We start from the raw sequence: 24401 nt of genomic DNA on the forward strand, positions 1-24401 counted from the left end.
TCGCCCTGATCGGATCATACGAGATAACCCGGCCGATTGTGATCTTCGTCACCCGGTCTCTTCGCGCACCCAGCCGAGAACCCGCGCCGCCACCCCCGCGGGCGTCTCACCACCGCCCGTGCCGAAGACGTGGGGGATCAGCTCGCGCCCCTCGGCGGCGTCCGCCAGCGCCCCGCCGATCCACCCGGCCGGACCGCCCCGCGCCCGCAGCCGGCGTACCCGCTCGTCGTCCGGGCAGTCCAGCAGCGCCCAGCGGGCCGGCTCCACCCACCGCGCTCCCGGCGCGAGCTCGCCCGGGTCGGGGACCGGGCACAGCAGCAGGACCGGATGGCCGGCGCGGCGCACCATGGTGACGATCCGCGCCCACATCCGGTCGTACGCCGGCCACACGGGCGCCGCCTCGGGCGTCGCGATGGGCACGCCGACCAGCCGGCCGTCCTCCAGCAGCTCGTCCATGTCCATGACGACGATCCCGCCCGCCCGCGCGACCAGGTGCGGAAGGAGAGTGGTCTTGCCCGCGCCCGGCGCGCCCGCGAGCAGGAACAGCGGCGCCAACGCGTGATCTTCCATCAGGGGGATGGTAGCCGACACATCTGTACCTACTAGTATGTACGGCATGGACACGAGGGAACGGCTCATCCAGAGCACCCGTGAGCTGCTGTGGGAGCGCGGCTACGTGGGCACGAGCCCGAAGGCGATCCAGGAGCGGGCCGGCGCCGGTCAGGGCAGCATGTACCACCACTTCCGCGGCAAGCCGGACCTGGCGCGGGCCGCGATCGAGCGCAGCGCCACGGAGCTGAGGGACAGGGCGCAGGCCGCGTTCACCGGCCCCGGCACCGCCCTGGAGCAGGTCGCCGCCTACCTGCGCCGCGAACGCGACGCGCTCAAGGGCTGCCCGGTCGGCCGCCTCACCCAGGACCCCGACGTGATGAAGGACCCCGAGCTGCGCGAGCCGATCGAGCGGACCTTCGCCTGGCTCACCGACCGGCTGACGGCCCTGCTGACCCGCGCCCGCGACGACGGCGACCTCGCCGCGGGCCTCGACCCGGAAGCCACGGCCGCGGCGCTGGTCGCGGTGGTGCAGGGCGGCTACGTGCTGGCCCGCGCCACCGGCTCGGCCGCCGGCTACGCCCAGGCCGTCGAGGGCGCCCTCGCCCTGCTCACCCGTCAAGGAGAGGACTGACATGCCCTTCGTCCGCATCGACGCGCTCAGGGCCGGCCCCGACCGGCTCGACGCGCTCGGCCGCGCCGTGCACGACGCCCTGGCCGAGACCGTCGGCATCCCGTACGACGACCGCTTCCAGGTCCTGACCAGCCACGACGGCACGACCGGCACCCTGCGCTACGACGGCTTCCCCGGCATCAGGCGCGACGACGACCTCGTGTACGTGGCGATCACGCTCCGCTCAGGGCGCACCCCCGAGCAGAAGAAGGCCCTCTACCGGCGCATCGCCGAACTCGCCCGCGAGTACGCGGCGACCGAGCCGCGCAACGTGTTCGTCACCCTGACCGAGAACGAGCCGATCGACTGGTCGTTCGGGGACGGGATCGCGCAGTACGCCATGGACTGACGGGCTTCGCCGCTCAATCCGGCACGGGCGCGGCGTCGCGGCGGAACCGGGCCCTGACCAGGCCGATGACGGACGGCCCGCCCGCGAAGCACCACAGCGCGATCACCGGATCACAGATGGCGCAGCCGAACGACGACAGCTCGGCGAAGGGCAGCAGCGGGCTGCCGTTCAGGTGGTGGATCACGTCCCACGCCGTGTGCAGCAGCCAGCCGACGCCGATCCAGGTCCAGCTCTCCAGCCCCCGGTAGGCGACGTAGCTCATCACGACCGGCAGCACGAACTCCCACGGGCCGAGCCCGCCCCCGCTCAGGTAGGCGGCGCCCGCCCCGGCCACCACGACGGCGTTGAGCGGGCGCCGGTGCCGCTCGGGGACCAGGGAGATCAGGGTGACGGCGACGACGCCGATGAGGATCGGCATGACGATGGACATGGGGCGTGATCATCCGTTTCTGGGTGGTCGCGGCAGGTGCGCAGGCAACGCTAGGCCGCCCGGCGCCATCGCCCCAGTGGCTCGATCGACAACTTCCCACGGGATACCGCCAGTGCCCGCGGCCGGCGCGCGTGGGTGAGGGTGACTGCTCGCGACCGGCGCCGATCAGCTCACGGAACGGCCTGCCGGCGACACGGGAGAGGGCTCACCGGGTCATCCATCGGCCCGCTCCTTGGGCGGCTCAGGAACCCGGGGTCTCGGTCGGCGTCTCGGTGGGGGTTTCCGTCGGGGTTTCCGTGGGTGTCTCGGTGGGGGTTTCGGTCGGCGGGTCGGTCGGCGGGTCGGTCGGAGGCGGTGTCGCGGTGTCCGACGGGATCGGCGTGGCGGTCGCCGTCGGCGTGGGGCACGGGGCCGGAGTCTGCCACGTCGGCACGACGCCCCTCCACCACTGCTTGGCCCGCTTCCACTCGCGGTCGTTCCACTCGCGCTTGTTCCACGGGTGCAGCCGCACGGGCCGCGACAGGTCGAGGACGTTCAACGCCCTGGCCGTTGTGCCGTCCGTGGTGGCCGTCACCGACACCCAGCCGCCCTGCTCGATCGGGGTCTCCCGGTCACGGAGGCGCACCGGCCGGCGGGTGGACTCGTCGATCGCGTACGTCTGCTCGAACCCGTCCTGGCTGCGTACCGTGATGGAGTCCGTCGCGAGGGCGGACACCTGGCCGGTCTGGGCGAGCACCGTGATCGTGCCGCACCCGTCCTTCGTCGGGACGACGAACTCGCCGTGCATCGCGCCCAGGAAGCTCCAGGGGTTGACCGACGGCACCTCGGTCGCGGTGGGCGCCGGCGCCGGGGTCTCCGTCGGGACAGGGGTGTCCGTCGGCGTCTCGGTCGGGGTTTCCGTGGGGGACTCGGTGATCGTCGGGGTCGGGGCCGGCGGCGTCAGGGTGGCCGCCGAGGCCGTCATGGTCACACCGAGCCCGCCCGCCGTGACGACCGCGACGGCGGCGACCTTGAGCAACTGCCGGGAGACGCGCCGTCTCGGGCGCGGTCGGTCGAACCTCATACGCGTCCTCCATGGGGATCGGAGTCATCTGTGCCCTCCACCCGGGGCGAACCGGCGCATGGCGACGGCCGCCGCGGCGGTCCGCCGTGACGTGGAGGGAGGGGCTGAACTCGCGTCATTGTCGAAGGCGAACAGGCCGGACTACGGCGCCGGCACCACCCCATCGGGTACGGATGCCGGACGCGAACGCTAGCTCTGGTTGGACGTACGGCCGGACTCAGTAGGTTCCCGCCGTTTTCTCCATAGTCGTCCGATTAGTCGGTACGCCCGCCGATCCGGAGATCCGGCATCAGCACGACCGAGGCCAGCGCCAGCAGCCCGCCCAGGCCGCCGGCCCAGCCCAGAACCGTGGCCACACCCGCGGTGACCTGGACCGCGTCCGCGCCGCCTGCGGTGAGATGGTGGCCGAGCAGGGACTGGCCGCAGGCGAGGCTCACCGCGCCGCCGATCTGCTTGGTGAGCATGGACCCGGCGGTGGCGGCGCCGATGTCCGTACGGGGGACGCTGTTCTGGGCCACGATCGAGGCCCCGCCCATGGCCGGGCCGGTGCCCAGGCCGACGAGCGCCAGGCAGCAGGCGATCAGTAAGGCGGGGGTGCCGGCGTTCAGCGTGAGGAGGGGCAGGCTGCCCGCGGTCAGCAGCGCCGCGCCCAGCAGCAGCGCGGGCCTGGGCCGCGCGGTGCGCAGGATGAAGGAGGCGGTCAGCCGGTTGGACAGCACCATCCCGCCCAGCATCGGCAGCAGGAGCAGCCCGGAGTCGGTCGCGGAGTAGCCGCGCACGTGCTGCAGGTACAGGACCAGGAAGACGCCCGCGGGCAGGCTCGCCGCCTGGAAGAAGAACCCGGCCGCGATGATCGCGGCGTAGGCGCGGTGGCCGAACAGGCGCAGCGGCACGATCGGCACCTCGGCCCGCCGCTCGGCCACGGCCAGCAGGGCCAGCAGCACCGCGCCCAGCAGCAGGGGAGCGCCCACGGTGAGGTCGCTCCAGCTCCGCTCGCCGTGCCCCTTGAGGGTCAGCCCGAGCAGCACGAGGGACAACCCGCTGGTGAGCAGGGCGATGCCGGCCACGTCCAGCCGTCCGGTGACGGAGGAGGCCGGGCGAGTGCGGGGGAGCAGGGCGGCCAGCAGCGCCGCGGCGACCGCGCCCGCGGGCAGGTTGAGCAGGAACGCCCACCGCCAGCTCGCGTAGTCGGCCAGCACCCCGCCGGCCAGCGGGCCGCCCACCATGCCGGCGACGAGCATGACCGCCATGACGCTCTGCATGCGGACCATGCCTCCCATGCGGCTGGGCGGATACAGGTCGCGTACCACCGCCATGCCGACCGTGAGCAGCGCGCCCGCGCCCAGGCCCTGCACGGCGCGGGCGGCGATGAGCAGGGTGATGGAGGAGGCGAGGCCGCAGGCGAGCGACCCGGCCAGGAAGATCCCCAGGCCGGTGAGCAACGGGCCGCGCCGCCCGCGCAGGTCGGAGAAGCGGCCGTAGAGCGGGACGGTGACGGTGGAGGTCAGCAGGTAGGCGGTGACCACCCAGACGTACCAGGTCTCGGCGCCGCCGAGCTGGGCGACGATCCTGGGCATCGCCGTGCCGGTCACGGTGCCGTCCAGCATGCTCAGGAAGACGCAGGTGAGGGTGGCCGCGGTGATCAGCCGGCGGTTGCCGGCGGGGAGCAGCTCGTACGGCGTCGGAGCGGCGGGCGGTGGCAGGCGCGGCGGGTTCGTCATATCGAGGATATTACGGAGTGAGCACTCACTCCGTCAAGATTGGAGTGAGTGCTCACTCCGATAGGAGGGGACGGTACGGGCCGATAAAGTTGCCGTGGCTCACCGCGAGGAAGGAAGGCGTGTCATGCCGACAGGAGTGGCCATGCGCGACGCGCGCCGGCAGCTATTCGACGCCGCCGAACGGGTCCTGCTCCGCGACGGGCCCCGCGCCCTGACCAGCCGCGCCGTCACCACCGAGGCGGGCTGCGCCAAGGGGGTCCTGCACCGGCACTTCGCCGACTTCGACGAGTTCCTGGCCGAGCTGGTCCGCGAGCGCGTCGCCGGGGTCGAGCGGCAGGCGGGCGTCCTGCGCGCCGCCGCGGGCACCGGCACCGTGACCGGCAACCTCGCGGGCGCGCTCATCGAATTGTTCGACGCGGTCGCGGTGGCCGTCGTCGGCCTGCTCGTCTTCCGCGACGACCTGCGTGCGCTGCTCCGTGTCACCGCGCCCGCCGGAGTCCCGATCCTGACCGAGGCGGCCGGCATGATCGCCGTCTATCTGGCCGAGGAGCGCGCCATGGGCCGCATCGCCGCCGACGCCGACGTCGACACGCTGGCGCTCATGCTGATCGGGTCCGGGCACCTGCTGTTCGCCGGGTGGCAGGGCGCCCCGCCGGACGCCGCCGAGGTGGACCGGCTCGTGTCCACGGCCCTCGCCGACGTCCTCCAGCGCCGCCTGCTGTGACGGCGCCCGCGGTGTGACGGCGCCCGCGGTGTGACGGCGCCCGCGGTGTGACGGGGTGTGACGGCGCCCGCTGTGTGACGGCCGTACCGCGCCGCCTGCCGGTCTCAGGCGGTGATCTTGGTGAGGAAGGCGTCCAGGTTGGCGTGCAGACGGGCGATCTTGCCCTCCAGGGGCAGCGTCTCCTCCAGGTCGCCCCCGGACATCGACTCCTTCCTGCCCCGCAGGTACAACGAGCAGTCCAGGTCGTTGCAGAGGTACTGCCCGACGGTGTTGCCCAGCCGCCCCGCCTCACCCGTGCGCCGCGCCGACATCAGCACCACGCCGCCGCCGGTCCGCGTGGTCAGGCAGAGCGAGCACATGCTGCGCGAGGTGAAGCCGCGCCCGCCGCCGGACGTCACCCGCAACGCGATCCCGGTCAGGCGCTCATCACGTTCGGCCACCAGGTAGGTGCGCTCGGGCGCGCCGGGATCGCGCCAGCCCAGGAAGTCGAGGTCGTCCCACGGCTGCTCGTCGAGATCCTTGGGCAGGCCGAGCCGCTTGGCCTCGCCCTTGGAACAGTTGACGAAGGACGCACGGATGTCACGTTCGGTGATGGCTCTCATGAGTGGCGACGCTAGAAAGGCTGGAACTATTATGCAAATGGATAAACTCTTTAGGTTTCCGGGAGGACACGCATGCCACGCGCGGGGGTGACCGTCGACCGCCTCACCGAGGTGGCGGCGGATCTGGCCGACGAGCTCGGCTTCGACAACGTGACGATCACGGCGCTGGCGCGCAGTTTCGGGGTCAAGGAGGGCAGCCTCTACTCCCACATCAGGAACATGCGCGACCTGCGGGTCAAGGTGGCGCTGTTCGCCCTGGCGGAGCTGGCCGACGAGGTGAGCGACGCGCTGGCCGGGCGTTCGGGCAAGGACGCGCTGGTGGCCTTCGCCGACGCCTACCGCGACTACGCCATGCGGCATCCGGGACGCTACGCCGCCACCCGTTTCCCGCTCGACCCGGAGACCGCGGCGGCCAGCGCGGGCGTCCGCCACGCCGAGATGACGCGGGCCATCCTGCGCGGCTACCGGGTGCCCGAATCCGACCAGATCGACGCGATCCGGCTGCTCGGCAGCACCTTCCACGGGTTCGTGAGTCTGGAGGCGTCCCAGTCCTTCAGCCATTCGAGCGGGATACGCGACACGGACAGTTCGTGGTCCGCGATCCTCGACGTCCTGCACGCCGCCCTGTCGAACTGGCCCGGCACGGCGTCCAGACCGGCGGCGTCCTAACCGGCGTCCTGACCGGCGTCCTGACCGGCGTCCTGACCGGCGGCCGCGAGCGCGCTCTCGTAGCGGCTCGCCGTACGCGTGATCGCGGCGACGTAGTCGGGCCACAGGTGACGCTCCAGCCAGTGCCCCATGCCCGGATAGACGTGCAGCTCTGAGCCGGGGATCGCCTCGGCCATGTCGGCGGAGGCGTGCCAGTGCAGCAGCGGGTCGTCGCGTCCGTGCACCAGCACCGTCGGCGCCCCGACCGCGCGCAGCCGTTCCAGCCGCTCGGGGGCGCGCATGAGCGCCGCCCACTGGCGGGCCATGCCGTCGGGGGCGTAGCAGCGGTCGTACGCCTCCGCGGCACGGTCGCGGGCCCACGCCACCTCCGACTCCGGATGGTCGGGCCGCGCCTCCCGGTGGGCGGCCGCCGCGTACGCGATCACCTCGTCGCGGCCGTGGCGCGGCTGCACCGTCAGGCGCTCGGGGTGCTCGCCGTGCAGCACGTACCGCGGCGACCGCCCCGGGATCGAGTAGAACAGCGCGAGGCCGCGGACCCGCCGCGGATGCTCGATCGCCAGCGTCTGCGCGATCATCCCGCCCATCGACCGGCCCGCCACGTGGGCGCTCTCCAGACCCAGCGCGTCGAGCACCCTGACCACGTCGTCCGCCATGTCCGACAGCCCGTAGCCGCCGTCGACGTCCTCGGGGCCGCCGAACTTCTGCGACAGCCCGACGTCGCGGTTGTCCAGCCGGATGAGGTGGAAACCCGCGTCGGCGAGGAGCGCGCAGAACTCCTCGTGCCAGCCGATGAGCTGCCCGCCGAAGCCCTCGATCAGCACCAGCGGCTCGCCGGACGGGTCTCCGGCCGTCTCGTAGTAGATCTCGACGTCGCTGGTGAAGGGCATGTGCGGCGCTCCCGGGGTGTCGCGGGGGGATGCTCAGAGGCTACGAAGAGCGGACGAGACACGGCAATGTGCCGGAAGCCCAGAGAATGCGACCGTACTGTGCCGGAAACCCAGCAGGTCGCCCGTCCTGGGCGCGTCTTCGCCGCCCGTACGATGGCCGGATGCTGATCCGAGAGGCCACCGAAGAGGACTGGGCGGCCGTGTGGCCGTTCTTCCGCAAGATCGTCGCCGCCGGCGAGACGTTCACCTATCCCGTCGACATGGGCGCGGACCAGGGCCATGACTGGTGGATGCTGCCGCCGCCCAACCGCACGGTCGTCGCCGTCGACGACGACGGTGAGGTCCTGGGCACGGCCAAGATGAACAACAACCAGGCGGGCAACGGCGCCCACGTCGCGAGCGCCAGCTACATGGTCGATCCGGCCCGCACCGGCCGCGGCGTCGGGCGGGCGCTGTGCGCGTACACGCTGGACTGGGCACGGGCGGAGGGCTTTCGCGCCATGCAGTTCAACGGCGTCGTCGAGACGAACACGCACGCGGTGTCGCTCTACCGGTCGCTCGGCTTCGAGATCATCGGGACGGTGCCCGAGGGCTTCCGGCATCCGGAGCGGGGATACGTGGGCCTGCACATCATGCACCGTCCGCTCTGACCCGGGCCCGCCGACCGCGCTGACCTGCCGGACGGGCGGGCGGCGGTGCGGGCGGACGGCGGCGCGGCCGGGCGCCCGCATGGACCGGCCGCCGCGCGGGAATAGCCCTCCCCGTGACCGCCACCCCAGCAACGATGTCCGTGGCCGAGGCCGGCTGCTCACTGGCCGCGCCCGCCACCTACGCCGACGAGGCCCGCCTGCACGCCGCGCTCACGCTCCTGCGCCGCGAGGCTCCCGTCCACCGCGTCGAGGCCCCCGGCTACACGCCCTTCTGGGCCGTCACCCGGCACGCCGACATCATCGACGTCGAACGCGACCACACCCTGTGGCTCAACGCCCCGCGTCCCGTCCTGCGCACCGCGGCGCTCGACGCCGCGCTCGAAGCCCGCCGCGCCCGGGGCGGCGCCCTGGCGACCCTCGTGCACCTGGACGGCCGGCGCCACCGCGAGCTGCGCGCCGTCGCGGCCGACTGGTTCCGCCCCAAGGCGATGCGCGACCTGCGGGCGCGCGTGCGCGAGCTGGCCGGTCGGTACGTCGCCGTCATGGCCGAGCACGGCGGCGCCTGCGACTTCGCCCGCGACGTCGCCGCCCACTACCCGCTCTACGTCATCCTCTCGCTGCTCGGCCTGCCCGAGTCCGACTTCCCCCGTATGCTGCGGCTGACCCAGCAGCTGTTCGGCCAGGACGACGCCGACACCGGGCGCGGCTCGGGCACGCCCGTCGACCACACCTCGGTGCTGGAGGACCTGTTCGCCTACTTCCGCGACCTGACCGCCCGCCGCCGTGCCACCCCCACCGGCGACCTGGCCTCGGAGATCGCCAACGCCCGCGTCGACGGCCGCCACCTGGACGACAACACCGCCGCCTCGTACTACATCATCATCGCCACCGCCGGCCACGACACCACCAGCTCCACCATCGCCGGCGGCCTGGACGCGCTCATCCGCCATCCGGCCGAGCTGCGCCGGCTGCGCGCGGACCCCGGCCTGCTGGCCCCGGCCGCCGAGGAGATGATCCGCTGGGTCAGCCCGGTCAAGTCGTTCATGCGCACGGCGTCCGCCGACACCGAGGTCCGCGGCACGCCGATCGGCGAGGGGGAGTCGGTGCTGCTGGCCTACCCGTCGGCCAACCGGGACGAGGAGGTCTTTCCGGACGCGTTCCGCTTCGACGCCGGTCGCGACCCCAACCGGCACCTGGCGTTCGGCTCGGGCGTGCACTACTGCCTGGGCGCCGCGCTGGCCCGGATGGAGATCCAGGAGCTGTTCGCCGTTCTGCTGCCCCGCCTGACCCGCGTCGAGCCGGACGGCGAGCCCGCGTGGACGGCGACCACGTTCGTGGGCGGGCTCAAACGGCTGCCGATCCGCTACTCGCTCTCCTGACGGCGGCCGCCGGTCGCGGCGGTCAGCTTGGCCGGGTTCATCATCCACAGCACCTGGTCGATGCCCTGCTCGGAGGCGTGCACGGTGACGACCGTGAACACCTCGCCGTCGCGGCTCAGCAGGGCCGAGGCCTGCCCGTTCGCCGTCCCCCACGTCACCTCGACCCCGGTCCAGAAGCGCGGCGCGAACGCCCTGATGTACTTCGCCACCCGCGTCGCGCCGACCACGGGGATGCGGCTGGCGCGCGCGGCGCCGCCGCCGTCGGAGTAGCTGACCACGTCCGCGGCGAAGAGCTGCTCCAGCGCGGCCAGGTCGCCGGCGCGGGCGGCGGCGACGAAGGCCGTCAGCAGCTTGCGCTGCGCGCCCGGGGTCACGGGGGCGCGGCGCTCGACGAGCACCCGCTTGCGGGCCCGGCTGACGAGCTGGCGCACCGCCGGCTCGCTGAGCCCCACGATCTCGGCGATCTGCGGGTAGGGGTAGTCGAACGCCTCCCGCAGCACGTACGCGGCCCGTTCCGTCGGCGAGAGCCGCTCCAGGAGCAGCAGCACCGCCAGGCTCAGCGCCTCGCCGCGCTCGGCGCCCAGATAGGGGTCGGCGCCGGTGTCGACCGGCTCGGGCAACCACGGGCCGACATAGGTCTCGCGGCGCACACGCGCGGACTGCAGCTCGTTGATCGCGAGACGGGTGATCGTCGTGGCCAGGAACGCGGCCGGGTTGTCGACCGTCGCGCGGTCGTAGGCCTGCCAGCGCATCCAGACCTCCTGCACCAGGTCCTCGGCCTCGGTGGCGCTGCCCAGCATCCGGTACGCGATCCCGAACAGGCGCCCGCGCACCTCCGCGAACACCCGCGCGGCCCGTTCGAGCTCCTCCGGATCGCCCGGCCCGTTGTCCGCCACCGCCATCGCCCCCTGTCGCCCCGGCGTCCATCTTCCCCGCCGGTCCCCTGATGAGCGGTGAGGCCGGGCCGGACGGCGAGTCCGTCCGTCCGGCGCTCTCCACCGCGTCCGGCGGGAGATCGACACCGAACGCATCATAGGCGTCGCGCTCGGCAGCCTCCGACACGCCTGCCTCGGACCCGGCCGCCCGGGGTGCGGTCAGCGCGGTTCGAGGGAGGCGGTGAGGCGGGAGACGAGCGTCGCGACCGCGGCACGCAGCTCCGGCCCGCCCTCGACGCGGAACGGGAACGGGATCGTCGGCAGCCACTCCTGCGCGTACATCGCCGGATTGCTCGTGCTGCCGACCAGCACGCACCCCTCGCCCGGCGCGCCGCCCCGCGGTTCGAGCCGTCCCATGGGCGGCCGGATCCACGGCGCGACCTCCTCCTGCGGCGCGTCGAACACGACCCGCGTGGCGAACTCCCACCCGGTGCCCAGATTCTCCTCCAGCGCCGCCACCGGATCGAGGCCGTCAGGAGGCTCGAACGCCCGCGTCGTCCGCCGGACCTCGCGCACGCGGTCGACCCGGTACGTGCGCACGGCCCGCGCGTGGTGGGAGTGGCAGAGCAGGTACCAGCGGCCGTGCCGGACGACGACCGCCCACGGGTCCACCTCCGCCTCCCACTCCCTGCCCGACTCGCTCCGGTAGGCGACCACCACCCGCCGCCGGTCCGCGCCGGCCGCCACGAGCGCGCTGGTGATGGCCGGGTCCGGCCGGGCCGAGGACCGGTCGGGCGCCGCCGAGGCGTGCTCGCGCAGCGCCGCCGCCTGCCGTCCGACGCTCTCCGGCAGCGCCCTGATGACCTTGCCGAGCGCTGCGCCGACGACGTCGCCCGCGTCGGTGGCGGCCGGCTGCCCGTCGAGCACCGCCATGACCAGGCCGAGCGCCTCCGGCTCGGTGAAGGCGACCGGGGGCAGCCGCGTGCCGCGCCCGAGCCGGTACCCGCCGTAGGGGCCGCGGGTGGACTCGACCGGGATGCCCGCCTCGCGCAGGATCCCGACGTAACGGCGCGCGGCGCGTTCGGTGACGTGCAGGTGCTCGGCGAGCTCGCCGGCAGTCACGCCGGGGCGGTTCCTGAGGAGCTCCATGGTGCGCAGGGCCCGCGCGGTCGGGCTGAGGTCGGTCGGCACATCTGAAGGTTAGGAGGTCACGTCAAGAACAGGAAGCAGAACGTCCGGAACCGGCCCTAGCCTGGCGTGGCTACCGGGTCCCCGCGGGCCTGCGCTCGCCGGGGCGTACCGAGGAGAAAGAACGGATCATGGACATTCTGCTGATCGGCGGCCTCTGGCTCGACGCCTCCACCTGGGACGACGTCGTCCCCGCCCTGGAGGCGCACGGCCACCGCGCCGTGCCGGTCGCCCTGCCGGGACAGGGGGACGGCTCCCGCTCGGCCACGCTCGGAGACCAGGTGGCGGCGGTGCTCGCGGCCGTGGACGCGGCGCGCGGCGAGGTCATGGTGGCGGGACACTCCGCCGCCTGCACCCTGGCCTGGCTGGCCGCCGACGCGCGCCCGGAACGGGTCGCCAAGGTCGCGCTCATCGGGGGTTTCCCGTCCGGCGACGGGCAGACGTACGCCGACTTCTTCGAGGTGGAGGACGGTGTCATGCCGTTCCCCGGCTGGGGCCCGTTCGAGGGGCCCGACTCCGCCGACCTCGACGAGGCGGCCAGGCGGGACTTCGCGAGCGCGGCCGTGCCGGTGCCCGAGGGGGTGGCGAAGGGCGTGGTGCGGCTGAAGGACGAGCGGCGGTTCGGCGTGCCCGTGCTGGTCGTGTGCCCCGAGTTCAGCCCCGATGAGGCGCGCGCGTGGGTCGCCGCCGGTGACGTGCCTGAGCTGGCCAAGGCCGAGCGGGTCGAGTACGCGGACCTCGACTCCGGGCACTGGCCCATGCTCACCCGTCCGGCCGAACTGGCCGGCCTCCTGGCCGCCGCCGCCAAGGCCTGACGCGTTCTCTTCGCCCGCCCGTCCGTTCCCCGGCGGACGTCAGGGGACGCGGCCGACGGCGCAGAGGATGTCGGCGCCGCCCGGGCCGGCCAGCGAGGGGTCGAGGGCGACCTCGGGACGCCAGTCGGTCGTCGACACCAGGCCGGGCTCCAACAGCTCCAGCCCCTCGAAGAAGCCGGCGATCTGCTCGCGCGTGCGCGGGGTCACGTTGCCCGCGGTGGTCCTGCGGTAGACGTCGTTGCCCTCGCCGACCACGTCGCTGCCCAGCTCACCCGCGGTCACGTGCGAGATGATCAGGTGGCTGCCGGACGGGAGGGAGTCGCGTACGGTGCGCACGATGGACTGGGCCTGGTCGTCGTCGGGGATGAAGTGCAGCACCGCGACCATGATCACCGTCAGGGGCCGCCGGAAGTCCAGGTGGCCGGTGACGTCGGGGTGGCCCAGGATGGCCTTGGGCTCGCGCATGTCGCCCTCGACCACGACGACGTCGTCGGTCTCCGCCAGCAGGGCGCGGGCGTGCACGAGCACGATCGGGTCGTTGTCGACGTAGACCACCCGCGAGCCGGGGGAGAACCTGGCCGCGACCTGGTGCACGTTGTCCTGGGTCGGCAGCCCGGTGCCGATGTCGAGGAACTGGTGGATGCCGCCTTCCGCGACCGCGCGTACGGCCCGGCCGAGGAACGCCCGGTTGGCCTGCGCGACCTCCTTCGCGTTGGGCGAGAGCTGGATGATCTGCGCGGCGGCCTCGCGGTCGGCGCGGAAGTTGTCCTTGCCACCCAGGAGATAGTCGTACATCCGAGCCACGCTCGGCACGGTCGCGTCCACGCCCGCAGGTGCCCGCTCCTGCTCCGTCATTCCTACTCCTCAGTCACTCGGTAAAACGATCGTAGTAGGAGGATCGGGGGACGATGTGCGGGATTGCCGGAATCTACGACGTAAAGGCGCTGGCCGGTGGTGCGAGACTGAGCCGCCACACAGCCGCGACGCTCACACGCTGCGCAGCACCGACACGACGATGCCCAGCACCACGGCCCGGTCGCCGTCGATGACGTCGTACGCGGGATTGCGCGGTTCGAGCAGGACGTGCCCGCCGCGCCGCCGGTAGACCTTCACGGTGGCCTCGTCGTCGATCATCGCCGCGACGATCTGACCCGAGTGGGCCTCGGGCTGCTGGCGTACCACGACGAGGTCGCCGTCGCAGATCGCGGCGTCGATCATCGAGTCGCCGCGGACGCGCAGGCCGAAGACGTTGCCGCGGCCGGTCAGGTCGCGGGGCAGGGTCAGGGCGCCGTCCAGGTGCTCGTCCGCGGGGATGGGGACGCCGGCCGCGATGTCGCCGACCACCGGCACGCTCACCAGGTCGCCGGACGTCTCGGCCGCCGGGCCGCGCAGGAACAGGCGGACGTCGATGGGCCGGGTCATCGACGCGCCCCTTCGCAGGAAGCCCTTGTCCTCCAGGTCTCTCAGGTGCTTCGACACCGACGACGGCGAGCGCAGCCCGACCGCCTGGCCGAGCTCTCGGGTGCTCGGGGGGTAGCCGTACCTGGTCACCCAGTCCTGGATGGCGGCCAGGATGCGCTGCTGGCGCGGCGGCAGGGCGGCGGCGTCGAGATGGTCGAACGGGTCGGCGTCGTAGGTGGTCACGGTTGAGATGGTAGAGGTGGTCCGGCGGGTCCGCCGTGAGCGCCGCCGGCTGCCTGTCGGCGGGCGGTTGTATATTCCTTGCATGACTGCGGAAGACCTGGCCGACCTGGTCCGGCTGCGGCGGGTGCGTGATCTGATCGACCGCGACTACGCGCGGCCGCTCGACGTGGCGGCGATGGCCCGCCACGCGCTCATGTCGCCGGCGCACTTCTCGCGGCGGTTCCGCGCGGCCTACGGCGAGACCCCCTACAGCTATCTCATGACCCGCCGCATCGAGCGGGCGATGGCCCTGCTGCGCGCGGGCATGAGCGTGACCGACGCGTGCATGGCGGTGGGATGCACGTCGCTGGGCTCGTTCAGTTCACGGTTCACCGAGCTGGTGGGGGAGACGCCGAGCGCCTACCGCGCCCGCGAGCACCGCGCCGAGACGGCCATGCCCCCGTGCGTGGCGAAGGTGCGCACCCGCCCGATCAGGCAAGCCGAGCTCCGAAGGGAGGCGGGACGTGAAGCCGCCGCTTAGCGTTGACCTTATGTCCATCGCACTGCAGTACTGTCACGTCACCGTCAACGACGTGGAGGAGTCGCTCGCCTTCTACCGCGACGGGCTCGGGCTCGACGTGACCAACGACGTCTCCTCGGGCGGGTTCCGCTGGGTCACCCTCGGCAGCCCGGCCCAGCCGGGCCTCGAGATCGTCCTGTCCGAGCCGCACGCCGGCCGGTCCGAAGCCGACGGCGACGCCTTGCGCGAGCTGCTCGCCAAGGGTGTCATGCCGATGCTCATCTTCCGTACCGACGACCTCGACGCGACCTTCGAGAAGGTGCGGGCGTGCGGCGCCGAGGTGCTGGAAGAGCCGGCCGACCAGCCGTGGGGTCCCCGCGACTGCGCCGTCCGCGACCCCTCGGGCACCATGATCCGCATCGCCCAGGAGCCGAAGGCGTAACCGCCCGCGCCGGGCGGCCTGGTTTGGCTGTCGTGGCGGGATCGCATTACGTTGCCGGGGTGGATCTCTTCTCGCGCTCCTGGGACGCGTTGCTCGCGGCGGTCGGCGAGCTTCGTGAGGAGGACTTCGCGCGGCCGTCCGGGTGCCGGGGATGGCTCGTCCGGGATCTGGTGTGTCACCTGGTCATCGACGCGCAGGACGTTCTGATCACGCTGGCGACCCCGGCCGATGCGGAGCCGACCCGTGACGCTGTGACCTACTGGGAGGTCTCGGATACGCCGCCGAGCGGTGACGATCCGCTGGACGCGCTCACCGTCCGGCTGGCCGCCGCGTACGAGGAGCCCCGCCTGCTCACGTTCCACCTCGACGACGTGGGGTCCGCCGCCGGCCGGGCCGCCCGTCTCGCCGATCCGGCGCTGCGGGTCGAAACCCGCGACGTGGTGCTCACGGCGGGCGACTACCTCGGCGCGTACGTGCTGGAGTGGACGCTGCACCACCTCGACCTCGGCGCGCACCTTCCGCACCTGCCTGGACCGCCGGCGGAGGGCGCGGCCCGTTCCCGCGAGATGCTGGAGAAGATCGCGGGGACGCCGTTCCCCGCGTCGTTCCCGGACGAGGACGCGCTGCTGGTCGGCACCGGACGGCGCGCCCCGACCGACGCGGAGCGGGCCGAGCTGGGCGACCTGGCCGGGAGACTGCCGTTCGTGCTCGGATGACGTGCCCCCCACTCTGACCGACGGGATGATCACATGACGGTGCGGAACGGCAAGCGGTGGAACCACAACATCCACTACCACCCGCGCATCCTGCGCGCGGTCCCCGACGGCGCGAAGAGCGCCCTCGACGTGGGCTGCGGCGAGGGCACGCTGGCCCGCGAGTTACGGCGGGTCGTGCCGCACGTCACCGGCATCGACCCCGACGCGGCCGGTCTCGCACTGGCCCGGGAGCACGCGGACGACATCGTCTACGTCGAGGACGACTTCCGCACGCATCCGTTCGAGCCCGCCTCGTTCGACGTCGTCACCTCCGTGGCGACCCTGCACCACATGGACGCCGCCGAAGGGCTGACCCGCATGCGGGACCTGCTCGCACCCGGCGGCGTGCTGGCCGTCCTCGGGCTGGCCCGCAGCACCATGCCCGGGGACCTGCCGCGCGAGCTGGCCGCCGTCGCGGCCAACGGGCTGCACCGGGCGGCGAAGGAGCACTGGGAGCATCCGTCCCCGACGGTGTGGCCGCCGCCGGTGACGTACCCGGAGATGCGGGCGCTGGCCGCCGAGCTGCTGCCCGGCTCCGCGTACCGCCGCCACCTCCTGTGGCGTTACAGCATCCTGTGGCGCAAGCCGCGGGACTGAACTGGGCCCCTGTCAGAGCCAGACGGTGGCCAGCCAGGCGGCCGCCACCGCGGCGGCCAGCAGGACGACGTTGAGCCCGATCAGCCGCGACTCGCCCCGGCTCAGATGCAGCGTGATGCCGCCGATCTGGAGCAGCACGAAACCGATCGCCGCGGCGAGGGCGAGCCACGGCGCGATCCCGGTCAGCGGCGGCAGGACGAGCCCGGCCGCGCCGAGCAGTTCCAGGGTGCCGATCCCGCGGACGTACGGCATCGGGACGGTGTCGACCCAGCCCATCATCGGCCGCAGCCGCTCCTTGTCCTGGGCGACCTTCTTGCCTCCGGAGTAGAGGTACATGAGGGCCAGGAGCGCGGCGACGACCCAATAGGAAATCTCCATGTAAGGCACACCTCGGGGGTTGCTGATGTGGCGTCGGCCACGACGGTTACCCCTGGTGGGGCAGCCCCATGATGCGTCACTATCGAAGGCCTTACAAAAGGCACACACGTGTGCGTCACCCACAAGAGGCTGTCGTGTCGGAGTACGAGCACACCTGCATGATCCGGGGAGACGGCGGCCGGACGCTCCGCGCCGTCCTCGACCGCATCTGCAACAAGTGGACGCTGCTGATCGTGGCCACCCTCGACCGGGGCAGCCTCCGTTTCACCGACCTGCACCAGCAGGTTCCCGGCATCTCCCAGCGCATGCTGACCCTGACCCTGCGCAACCTCGAACGCGACGGCCTGGTCTCCCGTACGGTGCACGCCGAGGTGCCGCCGCGGGTGGAGTACGCCCTGACGCCGACCGGCAAGAGCCTCATCCCGCCCGCGCTGGCGCTGGCCGGCTGGGCCATCGAGCACGTCTCGCACATGGAGGCCAGCCGGGCAGCGTACGAGGCCCGCACCTGAAGCCAGGAGGTAGCGTGCACGCCATGACATCACCGGGTGCGCGGTCATGACGGGCCGCGCCGGCGGAGGGGCGCCGCGAGAGCCGAAGGAGGGGACCGGTGCGCAGCGGTGAACTGGCCGCGCTGGCCGGCGTCACGATCAGGACCGTGCGGCACTACCTGCAGATCGGCCTGCTGGAGGAGCCCGAGCGCTCGGTCAACGGCTACCGCGACTACGACGTACGCCATCTGGTCCGGCTGCTGCGGATCGGCCGCCTGACCGAGCTCGGCCTGCCGCTCGCCGAGCTGCCCCGCGTTCTGGACGATCCTCAGGTGGCCGAGGAGGTGCTGGACGAGCTGGACCGGCAGGCGGTCGCCGAGATCGAGCGGCTCACCAGCCGGCGGGCGGCCATCGCCCGGCTCCGCCACCAGGGCGCGACGCCCGACCTGCCACCGGAGATGGCCGACTACGGATCCGTCATCGAGGCCGGCGTCGCCCCCGACGTGGCGCGCCACGAGTACGAGCAGCTCCTGCTGATCTCGCACCTGATCGGCGAGAACGAGACCGCCGCCCTCGCCGGCGCCATGGCCGAGCAGGCACTCTTCACCCCGGCCACGGCGGACCTGGTCCAGCGCTTCGGCGAACTCGGCCCGGACACGCCGCAGGAGACCGTCGAGCGGCTGGCCGACGACATGGTGACGCGGTATCTGCCGCTGCTGCGGAACTGGCCCGACGTCGAGTTCGGCGCGGACGTCTCCTCGATGCTCGCCGCGTACGGGGAGCGCAACCTCAACGACCAGCAGCACCGCGTGAACCAGCTGTTCGTGGAGCGGGTGATGGGCCGGCTCACGTCGTCGTCGGATGAGAGGCCGCGATCCCGGTGAGGATGCTCCGCAAACCGGACGTGAACTGTTCGGCCGGGCTCAGATCGGCGGTCGCGGTGAGGGCGGCGACCCGGGGATAGGCGCCGCTTTCCATGATCCTGATCATGTACGGGGCCACGTCGGCGCGCCACTCGTCCTCGGTCTGGCCGGTACGCTGCCGGGTCTGCTTCTCGGCGAGCTCACGCATGACCGCACCCCGTACGTAATCCCTGATCAGCCCGACGACCGAGCCCGCGGCGGCGACGTCCGCGGTCAGCGGGGCGGCCGCGGTCAGGGCGCGCTCCAGGCCGCGCAGCCAGTTGGGGCCGAGCGAGGGCCGGGTCGCCAGCAGCGGGGCGAGCCACGGGTGCCGCAGCCACAGCTCGCGCTCGTGGTGCGCGTACGCCTCAAGGTCGGCGCGCCAGTCGCCGGTCAGCGGCACCTGGTCGTCCTGCACCGCGTCGGCCATGAGGTCGAGCAGGTCGTCGCGGCTGTCCACGTAGCGGTAGAGCGACGTCGTGCCCGTCGACAGCTCGGCGGCGACGCGGCGCATCGACAGCGCGTCGAGCCCCTCGGCGTCGGCGATGGCGACGGACACGCCGACGATGCGCTCCACGCTCAGGGCCTGCCTCTTCGGCCGGTACGGCTCACGCTCCCAGACAAGCGGCATGGACACGACTCTACCGGAATGGATACAGTGTTCCCATGAACGGGAACACTGTATCCACTGATGTTTTGATCGCCGGCGGCGGATCCGTCGGGCTGATGCTCGCGGTGCTGCTGCGCCACCACGGCGTCAAACCCCTGGTCGTCGAGGAGAAACCCGAGCTGTCCCACCACCCCAGGGCCAACGGCATCGGGCTGCGCACGGTGGAGATCCTGCGCGAGGTCGGCCTGGCGGAAGCGGTCAACGAGGCCGCGATCGACCTGCGGGCGGGCAAGATCAAGGGGCGTACGCTGGCCGAGGCCGACTTCACCGAAGGCTTGGCGTGGAAGGCGAGAGGCGAGACCGAGTTCACCTACACCCCGGCCAGGATCCGCGGCACCTGCGCGCAGAACCGGTTCGACCGCGTACTGATCACCAAAGCCGGTGACGTGGAGTTCGGTGTGGCGCTCGACTCGTTCGAGCAGGACCCCGACGGCGTCACGGCCACCCTGTCCGACGGGCGGGTGGTGCGGGCGCGCTATCTCGTGGCGGCCGACGGCGTGCGCAGCCGGGTCCGGCAGATCCTCGGCCTCGGCGTCACCGGTCCCGGCGTGATGGGCAGGGAGACGACGAGCGTGCTGTTCCGCGCCGAGCTGCGGCCGGAGCAGCCGTTCGCGATGTGCAACATCGAGCATCCCGACGCGCCCGGCCTGCTGGTGACGGTCGACGGCGCACGCGAGTGGGTCTTCCTCACCACCCTCGACACCGAGCCGGCCCCCGACCTCATCCGCACGGCGCTCGGCGACCCGTCGGTCGAGGTGGAGATCCGCAGCGTGCTGAGGTTCCGCGGGCGCGGTCAGGTGGCCGACCGCCTCTCCGCCGGGCGGGTCTTCCTGGTGGGCGACGCGGCGCACGCCATCCCGCCGCTGGGCGCGTTCGGGCTGAACACCGGCGTCGCCGACGCGCACAACCTGGCCTGGAAACTCGCGCACGTGCTGCGCGGCGAGGCCGGGCCCGAACTGCTGGAGACCTACCACGAGGAGCGCCACCCGGTGGCTCTGATGACGATGGAGCAGGCGCGCCTGCGGTTCGAGGACCCGTCCCTGCACTGGGGGCAGGACATGGCGCGGGCGCGCGAGGCGGTGGGGGCGATGAACGCGCCGGTGGTGCACATGGGGTACCGGTACGGCGGCGCGGCGCTCCCCTCCACCGAGGACGTCGCCCTCGACTTCGACGGGTCGCCGGGGTCACGCCTGCCGCACCTGTGGGTGGCCGACGGGGTGTCCACGCTGGACCTGGTCGGATCGCGGTGGTGCGTCGTCACGGCCGATCCCGGGGTGGAGGCCGATGTTCCGGTGCATGTCGTGGACGGGTGGCCGTACGGGACGGTGCTGGTCCGCCCTGACGGGTTCATCAGCCGTTCGTACGAGTGACGCGCCGGCGTCGCTCGTACGACTGACATCGTTTCTGGGTGGACTCGGGCCTGCCTCCGGGCGGACGCGGACGCACCTCCGGGCCGCCGCGGACCCGTCACCTTCTCGCGGGACCGAGCCGATCGAGACGCGAGACGACCGAGACCAGGTGATCGAGTCGTGAGGCGACCGAGACGCGAGACGATCGAGGCCCGGCGCTCAGCAGGCCGACTTGCTCAACGGGCCGAACTGCCCAACAGGCTGAATCGCTCAGTGGCTCAGTGGCTCAGTGGCTCAGTGGCTCAGTGGCTCAGTGGCTCAGTGGGACCGACATATCACCTCTCGCGGCGAAAAATACGGTTTCGCGGGGACGGCGTCGACTGCTAGAACGCTGGAATGACGGATCGCGGAATCGTGGTGGTCGGAGCCGGCATCGTCGGGGCGTCCCTGGCGTACCACCTGTCCGGAGGCGGCCGGCCCGTCACGCTGATCGACGCGGGCCTGCCCGCTTCGGGCGCCACCCGCGCCTCCTTCGCCTGGATCGGCCGGCCGGCCGTCAGCGACCTGCCCTCGGCGCCGCTGCGTTACCTCGCGCTGGAGGAGTACCGGCGGCTGGAGAAGGAGCTTCCCGAACTGTCGATCCGCTGGACGGGCTCCATCACCTGGGACGGCTTCGACGGAACGGGGCCGCGCATCGACGACGTCGGAGCGCTCGAACCGCACCTGCTCGACCCTCCGGCCGCGGCCGTCCACCACCCGGAGGACGCCGCGTTCGACCCGGTCGCGACGACCGAGCTGCTGGTCGCCGCCGCGCGTGACCGGGGCGTACGGGTGCTGACGGGAGTGCCGGCCACCGCCCTCGACCATCGGGCGGGCACGGTGAACGGCGTCCGTACCACCGCCGGGCTCCTGCCCGCCGAGACCGTCGTCCTGGCCGCCGGCACGGGCACGGTCGCCCTGTGCTCCGGTATCGGCGTCCCCCTGCCCGTCGCACCGTCGCCGGCAGTACTCGTCCGGCTGAGTGCGGCGCCGGGCCTGGTCCGGACGATCGTCGCGACGTCGTCGCTGGAGGCCCGGCAGCTCGACGACGGTACGGTGCTCATGCCCGTGGCGTACAACGGCGAGACCGACCAGGCGGCGCTCCTCGCCACCGCCCAGCGGGTCCGCGACCGCTTCGCCGCCTGTTTCGCCGGGGCGGACGACACGAAGGTCCTCTCCGCCGAGATCGGCTGGCGGCCGATGCCCGCCGACGAGGAACCGATCATCGGCCGCCCCGCCGGCACTCATGGCCTGTACGTCGCCGTCATGCACTCGGCGATCACCCTGGCCGCCGCGGCCGGCCGCCTGGCCGCCACCGAAATCCTCACCGGGGCGCAGGCCCCCGAACTCGCCGGCTGCCGCCCGGACCGCTTCCACTGACCCCTCCGGCGACGACCCCGGCCGACCCTCGATACGTCCGCCGTTCTCCCCGTTACGCCCGCCGATCCGTTCGCTGATACGTCCGCCGCTTCCTTCGTCGGCGCGAGCGCTGCTTCGTCCATGGGTCCATCGCTCGTCGACTTCTCCGTGGACCCTTCGTTCGTCGACTCGTTCGCCGGTTCGTTCGCCGACGGACAGCTCGTGTTGCCTGCCGCCTGACGCGCGTTGACTTGGACGCGACGTCATGGTTTTGGCTGTACCCAAGCCGACGCCGAGTTCGACGCGGGTTCGCCCCCGAGATCGACGCAGGGGGGTGCGGTTCGGGGAGGCGTACGACCTTGCCGTTCCGTCGGGAGCGCGCCGGTCGGCTGTCCGTGGCCGAGCAGTTCGGAACGGCCATGAGCCCACCGGACATGTCCGGACGCGCGTCAGGACTCGTCCCCGTCGGCCATCATCCTCCGGCAACAGGAGAAAACGCATGCCATATCGCAGGAAACCGGCTGCCGCCCTGGGCGCCGCAGCGTTGACGCTGCTCCTCGGCGCCTACGCCACCCCGGCGTCCGGTCAGAGCACGCCGAACGGCCGGCAGGCCGTGGCTTCGGACGGGCTCACCGTCCCAGCCATCGCCGCCCAGACCGGCCAAGTCGATAAGACTGCCCAAGCCGACCAGACCGGGCAAGTCGGTCAGGCTGCCCAAGTCGCTCTGGCCGGCCAAGTCAGTCAGGTCGGCCAGGCCAATATGGTCGGGCAAGTAGCTCTGGCCGGACGAGTCAGTCGGGCCGGCCAGGCTGGTGAAGTCGTGCAGTCCAGCCAGGCTGATCAAGCCGTGCAGTCCAGCCAAACTGGTCGAGCCGTTCGGTCCAGGCAGGCCGGCCGGCGGGATGTGGCCCGGAGCGCCGGCCTGGCGCGGTTCTACCAGCAGAAACTGGTCTTCAAGCCGTGCGATCCGCCCAAGCTGCCACCCGGCGCGCCGGTCGTGAGAACCGAGTGCGCGCGACTCAAGGTGCCGCTCGACTACCGGAAACCGAAGGGCCGGCAGGCGGAGACCGCGCTGCTGCGCGTACCCGCGCGTGGCGGGGATCGGATCGGGTCGCTCGTGCTGAACCCCGGCGGTCCCGGCTTCCCCGGCACCACGCACGCCGCCCTGACCGCCGCCATATGGGCGAAATCGCCGATCACCGAGCGTTTCGACCTGGTCGGGTTCGACCCGCGCGGCGTCGGCGGCTCCAAGCCGGCGCTCGACTGCTACACCGACGCCCAGCGCGACCACGGCGCGAAGCTCTCCTCGACCCCGGCCGGCCTGGACGACTGGACCGAGCGGGAGACACGCCGGCTGGTCGAGCAGTGCGCCGCACGTTCCGGTGGCAAGCAGGTGATCGCGCACGTCGGCACCCGCGACGTCGCCCGTGACATGGACGTGCTGCGCCAGGCCCTGGGCGACGCGAAGCTCTCCTTCGCGGGCACCAGTTACGGCACCCGGCTCGGCGCCGTGTACGCGGAGATGTTCCCGCGCAACGTCCGCGCGCTGGTGCTCGACGGGGCGATGGACCCGCTGGCGGACACGTACGAGCGGCGCGTCCAGCAGGCCACCGGCATGCAGCGTTCGTTCGAGCGCATGGCCGCGTCGTGCGCCACCCGGCCGGACTGCCCGCTCGGCACCGACCCGAAGCGCGCCACCCAGGCGTTCCAGCGACTCGTCCGGCCGCTGATCGACAAGCCGGCGCGGACGTCCGACGGGCGCGGGCTGACGTTCGAGCAGGCGGTCGAGGGGATGACGGCGGCGATGTACGGCCCGGCCGCCTGGCCCGCCGCGATCGCCGGCATGGCGGAACTCAAGGCCGGCAAGGGCGACACCCTGCAGAAACTGCGCGACGGCTACCACGAGCGCGGCGCCGACGGCCATTACAGCCGCTCGCTGGAGGCCACCCTGGTGATCAACTGCCTGGACGAGGAACGCCACACGCCTGAGCAGGAGACCGCGATGAACCGGGCATGGTTCAAGGCGGCCCCGTTCACCGACCACGGCCGTACGATCAAGCAGGCGCGTGACGGCTGCGAGCACTGGCCCGTCAAGCCGACGCTCGGCTACCCGTACGCCACGAACATCAAGGGCCTGCCCGGCACACTGACGGTCTCCGTCACGAACGACCCCATCACGCCCCACCAGGGCGGCGTCAACCTGGCCAAGGCGCTGGGCGGCGGCCTGCTCACGGTCGAGGGCGACCAGCACGGCGCCCTCCTGGCCGGCAACGCCTGCGTGGGCAAGGTCGTGGCCGCGTACCTCATCGACCTCGAAGTCCCGGCCGCAGGGACCCGCTGCAAGCTCTGAACAAGCAACGCCCGGGCCGAAGCTCCGCCGGACAACACCACCCGCCCCTCAGCCGGGGCGCCTCACGGCCTCGTCCACCCCAGTGCCGAGACCGCCCCCGGAGACGGAACCGGCGGGCAGCGAGGGGCCCGGCTCTGACGTCGGTGGGTCGAGTCGGGCTGGCGGCAGGTCTGTTCCAGCGTCGGTGGGTCTGGCCGTACCGGCGGCGGGATCGGTCGCATCGGCGGCGGAACCGGCTGAGCAAGCGAGGGTTTGGCTCCGGCGTCGGTCGGGCTGGTGGTGGGTCTGGCTCCGGCGTCGACGAGACCGGCCGGACTGGCGACAGGACCGGCCGGACAGCGTAGGGTCTGGCCCA

The 24401-nt window shown here is 72.5% G+C and carries 29 protein-coding genes; 16 read left to right on the plus strand and 13 right to left on the minus strand.

Annotated elements, in window-relative coordinates:
• Positions 1-48: 48 nt before the first annotated feature.
• Positions 49-570, minus strand: coding sequence for a P-loop nucleotide/nucleoside kinase family protein (locus B0I32_RS12110; RefSeq protein ID WP_181307289.1), 522 nt, complete (start codon positions 568-570; stop codon positions 49-51).
• Positions 571-616: 46 nt separating this feature from the next.
• Here B0I32_RS12110 and B0I32_RS12115 point away from each other — a divergent pair, with 46 nt between their 5' ends.
• Together B0I32_RS12115 and B0I32_RS12120 are read left to right on the plus strand one after the other, a co-directional pair.
• Entirely contained in the window at positions 617-1183 is a 567-nt protein-coding gene (locus tag B0I32_RS12115; protein WP_106238290.1) for a TetR/AcrR family transcriptional regulator, read from the plus strand.
• A gap of 1 nt (position 1184) precedes the next feature.
• Positions 1185-1571 (plus strand): tautomerase family protein, encoded by a 387-nt coding sequence (locus B0I32_RS12120; protein ID WP_106237860.1) that lies wholly within the window; start codon positions 1185-1187, stop codon positions 1569-1571.
• A 13-nt stretch (positions 1572-1584) separates the two neighbouring features.
• Here B0I32_RS12120 and B0I32_RS12125 read toward each other — a convergent pair whose 3' ends face one another.
• From B0I32_RS12125 to B0I32_RS12135, 3 genes are all read right to left on the minus strand, one after another.
• Positions 1585-2001 carry a DUF6010 family protein gene (locus B0I32_RS12125; protein ID WP_106237862.1) on the minus strand — a complete coding sequence of 139 codons (417 nt, stop codon included), beginning with the start codon at positions 1999-2001 and terminating at the stop codon, positions 1585-1587.
• 241 nt (positions 2002-2242) lie between these two features.
• On the minus strand, positions 2243-3064 hold the full coding sequence (locus B0I32_RS12130; protein ID WP_106237864.1) for a hypothetical protein: 822 nt from the start codon (positions 3062-3064) through the stop codon (positions 2243-2245).
• A 254-nt stretch (positions 3065-3318) separates the two neighbouring features.
• Positions 3319-4785, minus strand: coding sequence for an MFS transporter (locus B0I32_RS12135; protein WP_106237867.1), 1467 nt, complete (start codon positions 4783-4785; stop codon positions 3319-3321).
• A 124-nt stretch (positions 4786-4909) separates the two neighbouring features.
• On the opposite strand from B0I32_RS12135, the gene B0I32_RS12140 reads away from it, so the two are divergent.
• Positions 4910-5509, plus strand: coding sequence for a TetR/AcrR family transcriptional regulator (locus B0I32_RS12140; protein ID WP_106237870.1), 600 nt, complete (start codon positions 4910-4912; stop codon positions 5507-5509).
• A gap of 104 nt (positions 5510-5613) precedes the next feature.
• On the opposite strand, the gene B0I32_RS12145 is transcribed toward B0I32_RS12140, so the two are convergent.
• Positions 5614-6111: an FBP domain-containing protein gene (locus tag B0I32_RS12145; protein WP_106237872.1), complete on the minus strand. Its 498-nt coding sequence runs from the start codon at positions 6109-6111 to the stop codon at positions 5614-5616.
• A 72-nt stretch (positions 6112-6183) separates the two neighbouring features.
• Here B0I32_RS12145 and B0I32_RS12150 point away from each other — a divergent pair, with 72 nt between their 5' ends.
• On the plus strand, positions 6184-6780 hold the full coding sequence (locus B0I32_RS12150) for a TetR/AcrR family transcriptional regulator (protein ID WP_106237875.1): 597 nt from the start codon (positions 6184-6186) through the stop codon (positions 6778-6780).
• Here B0I32_RS12150 and B0I32_RS12155 read toward each other — a convergent pair.
• The gene (locus B0I32_RS12155) at positions 6777-7667 is read right to left on the minus strand and encodes an alpha/beta fold hydrolase (protein ID WP_106237877.1); all 891 of its coding nucleotides are present in this window, start codon (positions 7665-7667) and stop codon (positions 6777-6779) included. The genes B0I32_RS12150 and B0I32_RS12155 overlap by 4 nt on opposite strands.
• 161 nt (positions 7668-7828) lie before the next feature.
• Here B0I32_RS12155 and B0I32_RS12160 point away from each other — a divergent pair, with 161 nt between their 5' ends.
• Both B0I32_RS12160 and B0I32_RS12165 read left to right on the plus strand, forming a co-directional pair.
• Complete coding sequence (locus tag B0I32_RS12160) at positions 7829-8317, plus strand: GNAT family N-acetyltransferase (RefSeq protein ID WP_106237879.1); 489 nt, start codon at positions 7829-7831, stop codon at positions 8315-8317.
• 134 nt (positions 8318-8451) lie between these two features.
• Positions 8452-9696: a cytochrome P450 gene (locus B0I32_RS12165; RefSeq protein ID WP_106237881.1), complete on the plus strand. Its 1245-nt coding sequence runs from the start codon at positions 8452-8454 to the stop codon at positions 9694-9696.
• Here B0I32_RS12165 and B0I32_RS12170 read toward each other — a convergent pair.
• Both B0I32_RS12170 and B0I32_RS12175 read right to left on the minus strand, forming a co-directional pair.
• On the minus strand, positions 9681-10598 hold the full coding sequence (locus B0I32_RS12170) for an RNA polymerase sigma-70 factor (protein WP_106237883.1): 918 nt from the start codon (positions 10596-10598) through the stop codon (positions 9681-9683). The two genes, B0I32_RS12165 and B0I32_RS12170, sit on opposite strands and share 16 nt — an antisense overlap.
• A 192-nt stretch (positions 10599-10790) precedes the next feature.
• The gene (locus B0I32_RS12175) at positions 10791-11762 is read right to left on the minus strand and encodes a helix-turn-helix transcriptional regulator (RefSeq protein WP_106237885.1); all 972 of its coding nucleotides are present in this window, start codon (positions 11760-11762) and stop codon (positions 10791-10793) included.
• Positions 11763-11890: 128 nt separating this feature from the next.
• Between B0I32_RS12175 and B0I32_RS12180 the strand changes: the two genes are divergently transcribed.
• Entirely contained in the window at positions 11891-12574 is a 684-nt protein-coding gene (locus B0I32_RS12180; RefSeq protein ID WP_106237887.1) for an alpha/beta fold hydrolase, read from the plus strand.
• 39 nt (positions 12575-12613) lie between these two features.
• Here B0I32_RS12180 and B0I32_RS12185 read toward each other — a convergent pair whose 3' ends face one another.
• On the minus strand, positions 12614-13429 hold the full coding sequence (locus tag B0I32_RS12185) for an SAM-dependent methyltransferase (protein ID WP_106237889.1): 816 nt from the start codon (positions 13427-13429) through the stop codon (positions 12614-12616).
• Between the two features lie 132 nt (positions 13430-13561).
• Positions 13562-14227, minus strand: a complete 666-nt coding sequence (lexA, locus tag B0I32_RS12190; RefSeq protein ID WP_245955790.1) for a transcriptional repressor LexA — start codon at positions 14225-14227, stop codon at positions 13562-13564.
• Positions 14228-14300: 73 nt separating this feature from the next.
• Here lexA and B0I32_RS12195 point away from each other — a divergent pair, with 73 nt between their 5' ends.
• From B0I32_RS12195 to B0I32_RS12210, 4 genes are read left to right on the plus strand one after another with little or no spacing between them, the layout of a single operon-like run.
• Positions 14301-14738, plus strand: a complete 438-nt coding sequence (locus tag B0I32_RS12195) for a helix-turn-helix transcriptional regulator (protein WP_106237893.1) — start codon at positions 14301-14303, stop codon at positions 14736-14738.
• 10 nt (positions 14739-14748) lie between these two features.
• Entirely contained in the window at positions 14749-15159 is a 411-nt protein-coding gene (locus tag B0I32_RS12200) for a VOC family protein (protein WP_106237896.1), read from the plus strand.
• Between the two features lie 59 nt (positions 15160-15218).
• Complete coding sequence (locus tag B0I32_RS12205; RefSeq protein ID WP_106237898.1) at positions 15219-15875, plus strand: maleylpyruvate isomerase N-terminal domain-containing protein; 657 nt, start codon at positions 15219-15221, stop codon at positions 15873-15875.
• Positions 15876-15908: 33 nt separating this feature from the next.
• Positions 15909-16511: a methyltransferase domain-containing protein gene (locus B0I32_RS12210; protein WP_106237901.1), complete on the plus strand. Its 603-nt coding sequence runs from the start codon at positions 15909-15911 to the stop codon at positions 16509-16511.
• A gap of 12 nt (positions 16512-16523) precedes the next feature.
• On the opposite strand, the gene B0I32_RS12215 is transcribed toward B0I32_RS12210, so the two are convergent.
• Positions 16524-16889 carry a DoxX family protein gene (locus B0I32_RS12215; protein ID WP_106237904.1) on the minus strand — a complete coding sequence of 122 codons (366 nt, stop codon included), beginning with the start codon at positions 16887-16889 and terminating at the stop codon, positions 16524-16526.
• A gap of 134 nt (positions 16890-17023) precedes the next feature.
• Between B0I32_RS12215 and B0I32_RS12220 the strand changes: the two genes are divergently transcribed.
• Together B0I32_RS12220 and B0I32_RS12225 are read left to right on the plus strand one after the other, a co-directional pair.
• Positions 17024-17398 carry a winged helix-turn-helix transcriptional regulator gene (locus tag B0I32_RS12220; protein ID WP_106237907.1) on the plus strand — a complete coding sequence of 125 codons (375 nt, stop codon included), beginning with the start codon at positions 17024-17026 and terminating at the stop codon, positions 17396-17398.
• A 98-nt stretch (positions 17399-17496) separates the two neighbouring features.
• Entirely contained in the window at positions 17497-18261 is a 765-nt protein-coding gene (locus B0I32_RS12225; protein WP_106237909.1) for a MerR family transcriptional regulator, read from the plus strand.
• On the opposite strand, the gene B0I32_RS12230 is transcribed toward B0I32_RS12225, so the two are convergent.
• A complete protein-coding gene (locus tag B0I32_RS12230) occupies positions 18224-18910 on the minus strand; it encodes a TetR/AcrR family transcriptional regulator (RefSeq protein ID WP_106237912.1) in 687 nt (228 codons plus the stop codon). The genes B0I32_RS12225 and B0I32_RS12230 overlap by 38 nt on opposite strands.
• 35 nt (positions 18911-18945) lie before the next feature.
• Here B0I32_RS12230 and B0I32_RS12235 point away from each other — a divergent pair, with 35 nt between their 5' ends.
• Both B0I32_RS12235 and B0I32_RS12240 read left to right on the plus strand, forming a co-directional pair.
• Positions 18946-20319 (plus strand): FAD-dependent monooxygenase, encoded by a 1374-nt coding sequence (locus tag B0I32_RS12235; RefSeq protein WP_106237914.1) that lies wholly within the window; start codon positions 18946-18948, stop codon positions 20317-20319.
• Positions 20320-20694: 375 nt separating this feature from the next.
• Positions 20695-21717, plus strand: coding sequence for an NAD(P)/FAD-dependent oxidoreductase (locus B0I32_RS12240; RefSeq protein ID WP_106237916.1), 1023 nt, complete (start codon positions 20695-20697; stop codon positions 21715-21717).
• A 451-nt stretch (positions 21718-22168) separates the two neighbouring features.
• Here the strand turns inward: B0I32_RS12240 and B0I32_RS57600 are convergent, their stop codons facing one another.
• Complete coding sequence (locus B0I32_RS57600) at positions 22169-22540, minus strand: hypothetical protein (protein WP_181307291.1); 372 nt, start codon at positions 22538-22540, stop codon at positions 22169-22171.
• Between the two features lie 60 nt (positions 22541-22600).
• Between B0I32_RS57600 and B0I32_RS12245 the strand changes: the two genes are divergently transcribed.
• A complete protein-coding gene (locus B0I32_RS12245; protein WP_181307293.1) occupies positions 22601-24046 on the plus strand; it encodes an alpha/beta hydrolase in 1446 nt (481 codons plus the stop codon).
• Positions 24047-24401: the final 355 nt, after the last annotated feature.

This window comes from Nonomuraea fuscirosea, assembly GCF_003001935.1.
Classification (GTDB): domain Bacteria; phylum Actinomycetota; class Actinomycetes; order Streptosporangiales; family Streptosporangiaceae; genus Nonomuraea; species Nonomuraea fuscirosea.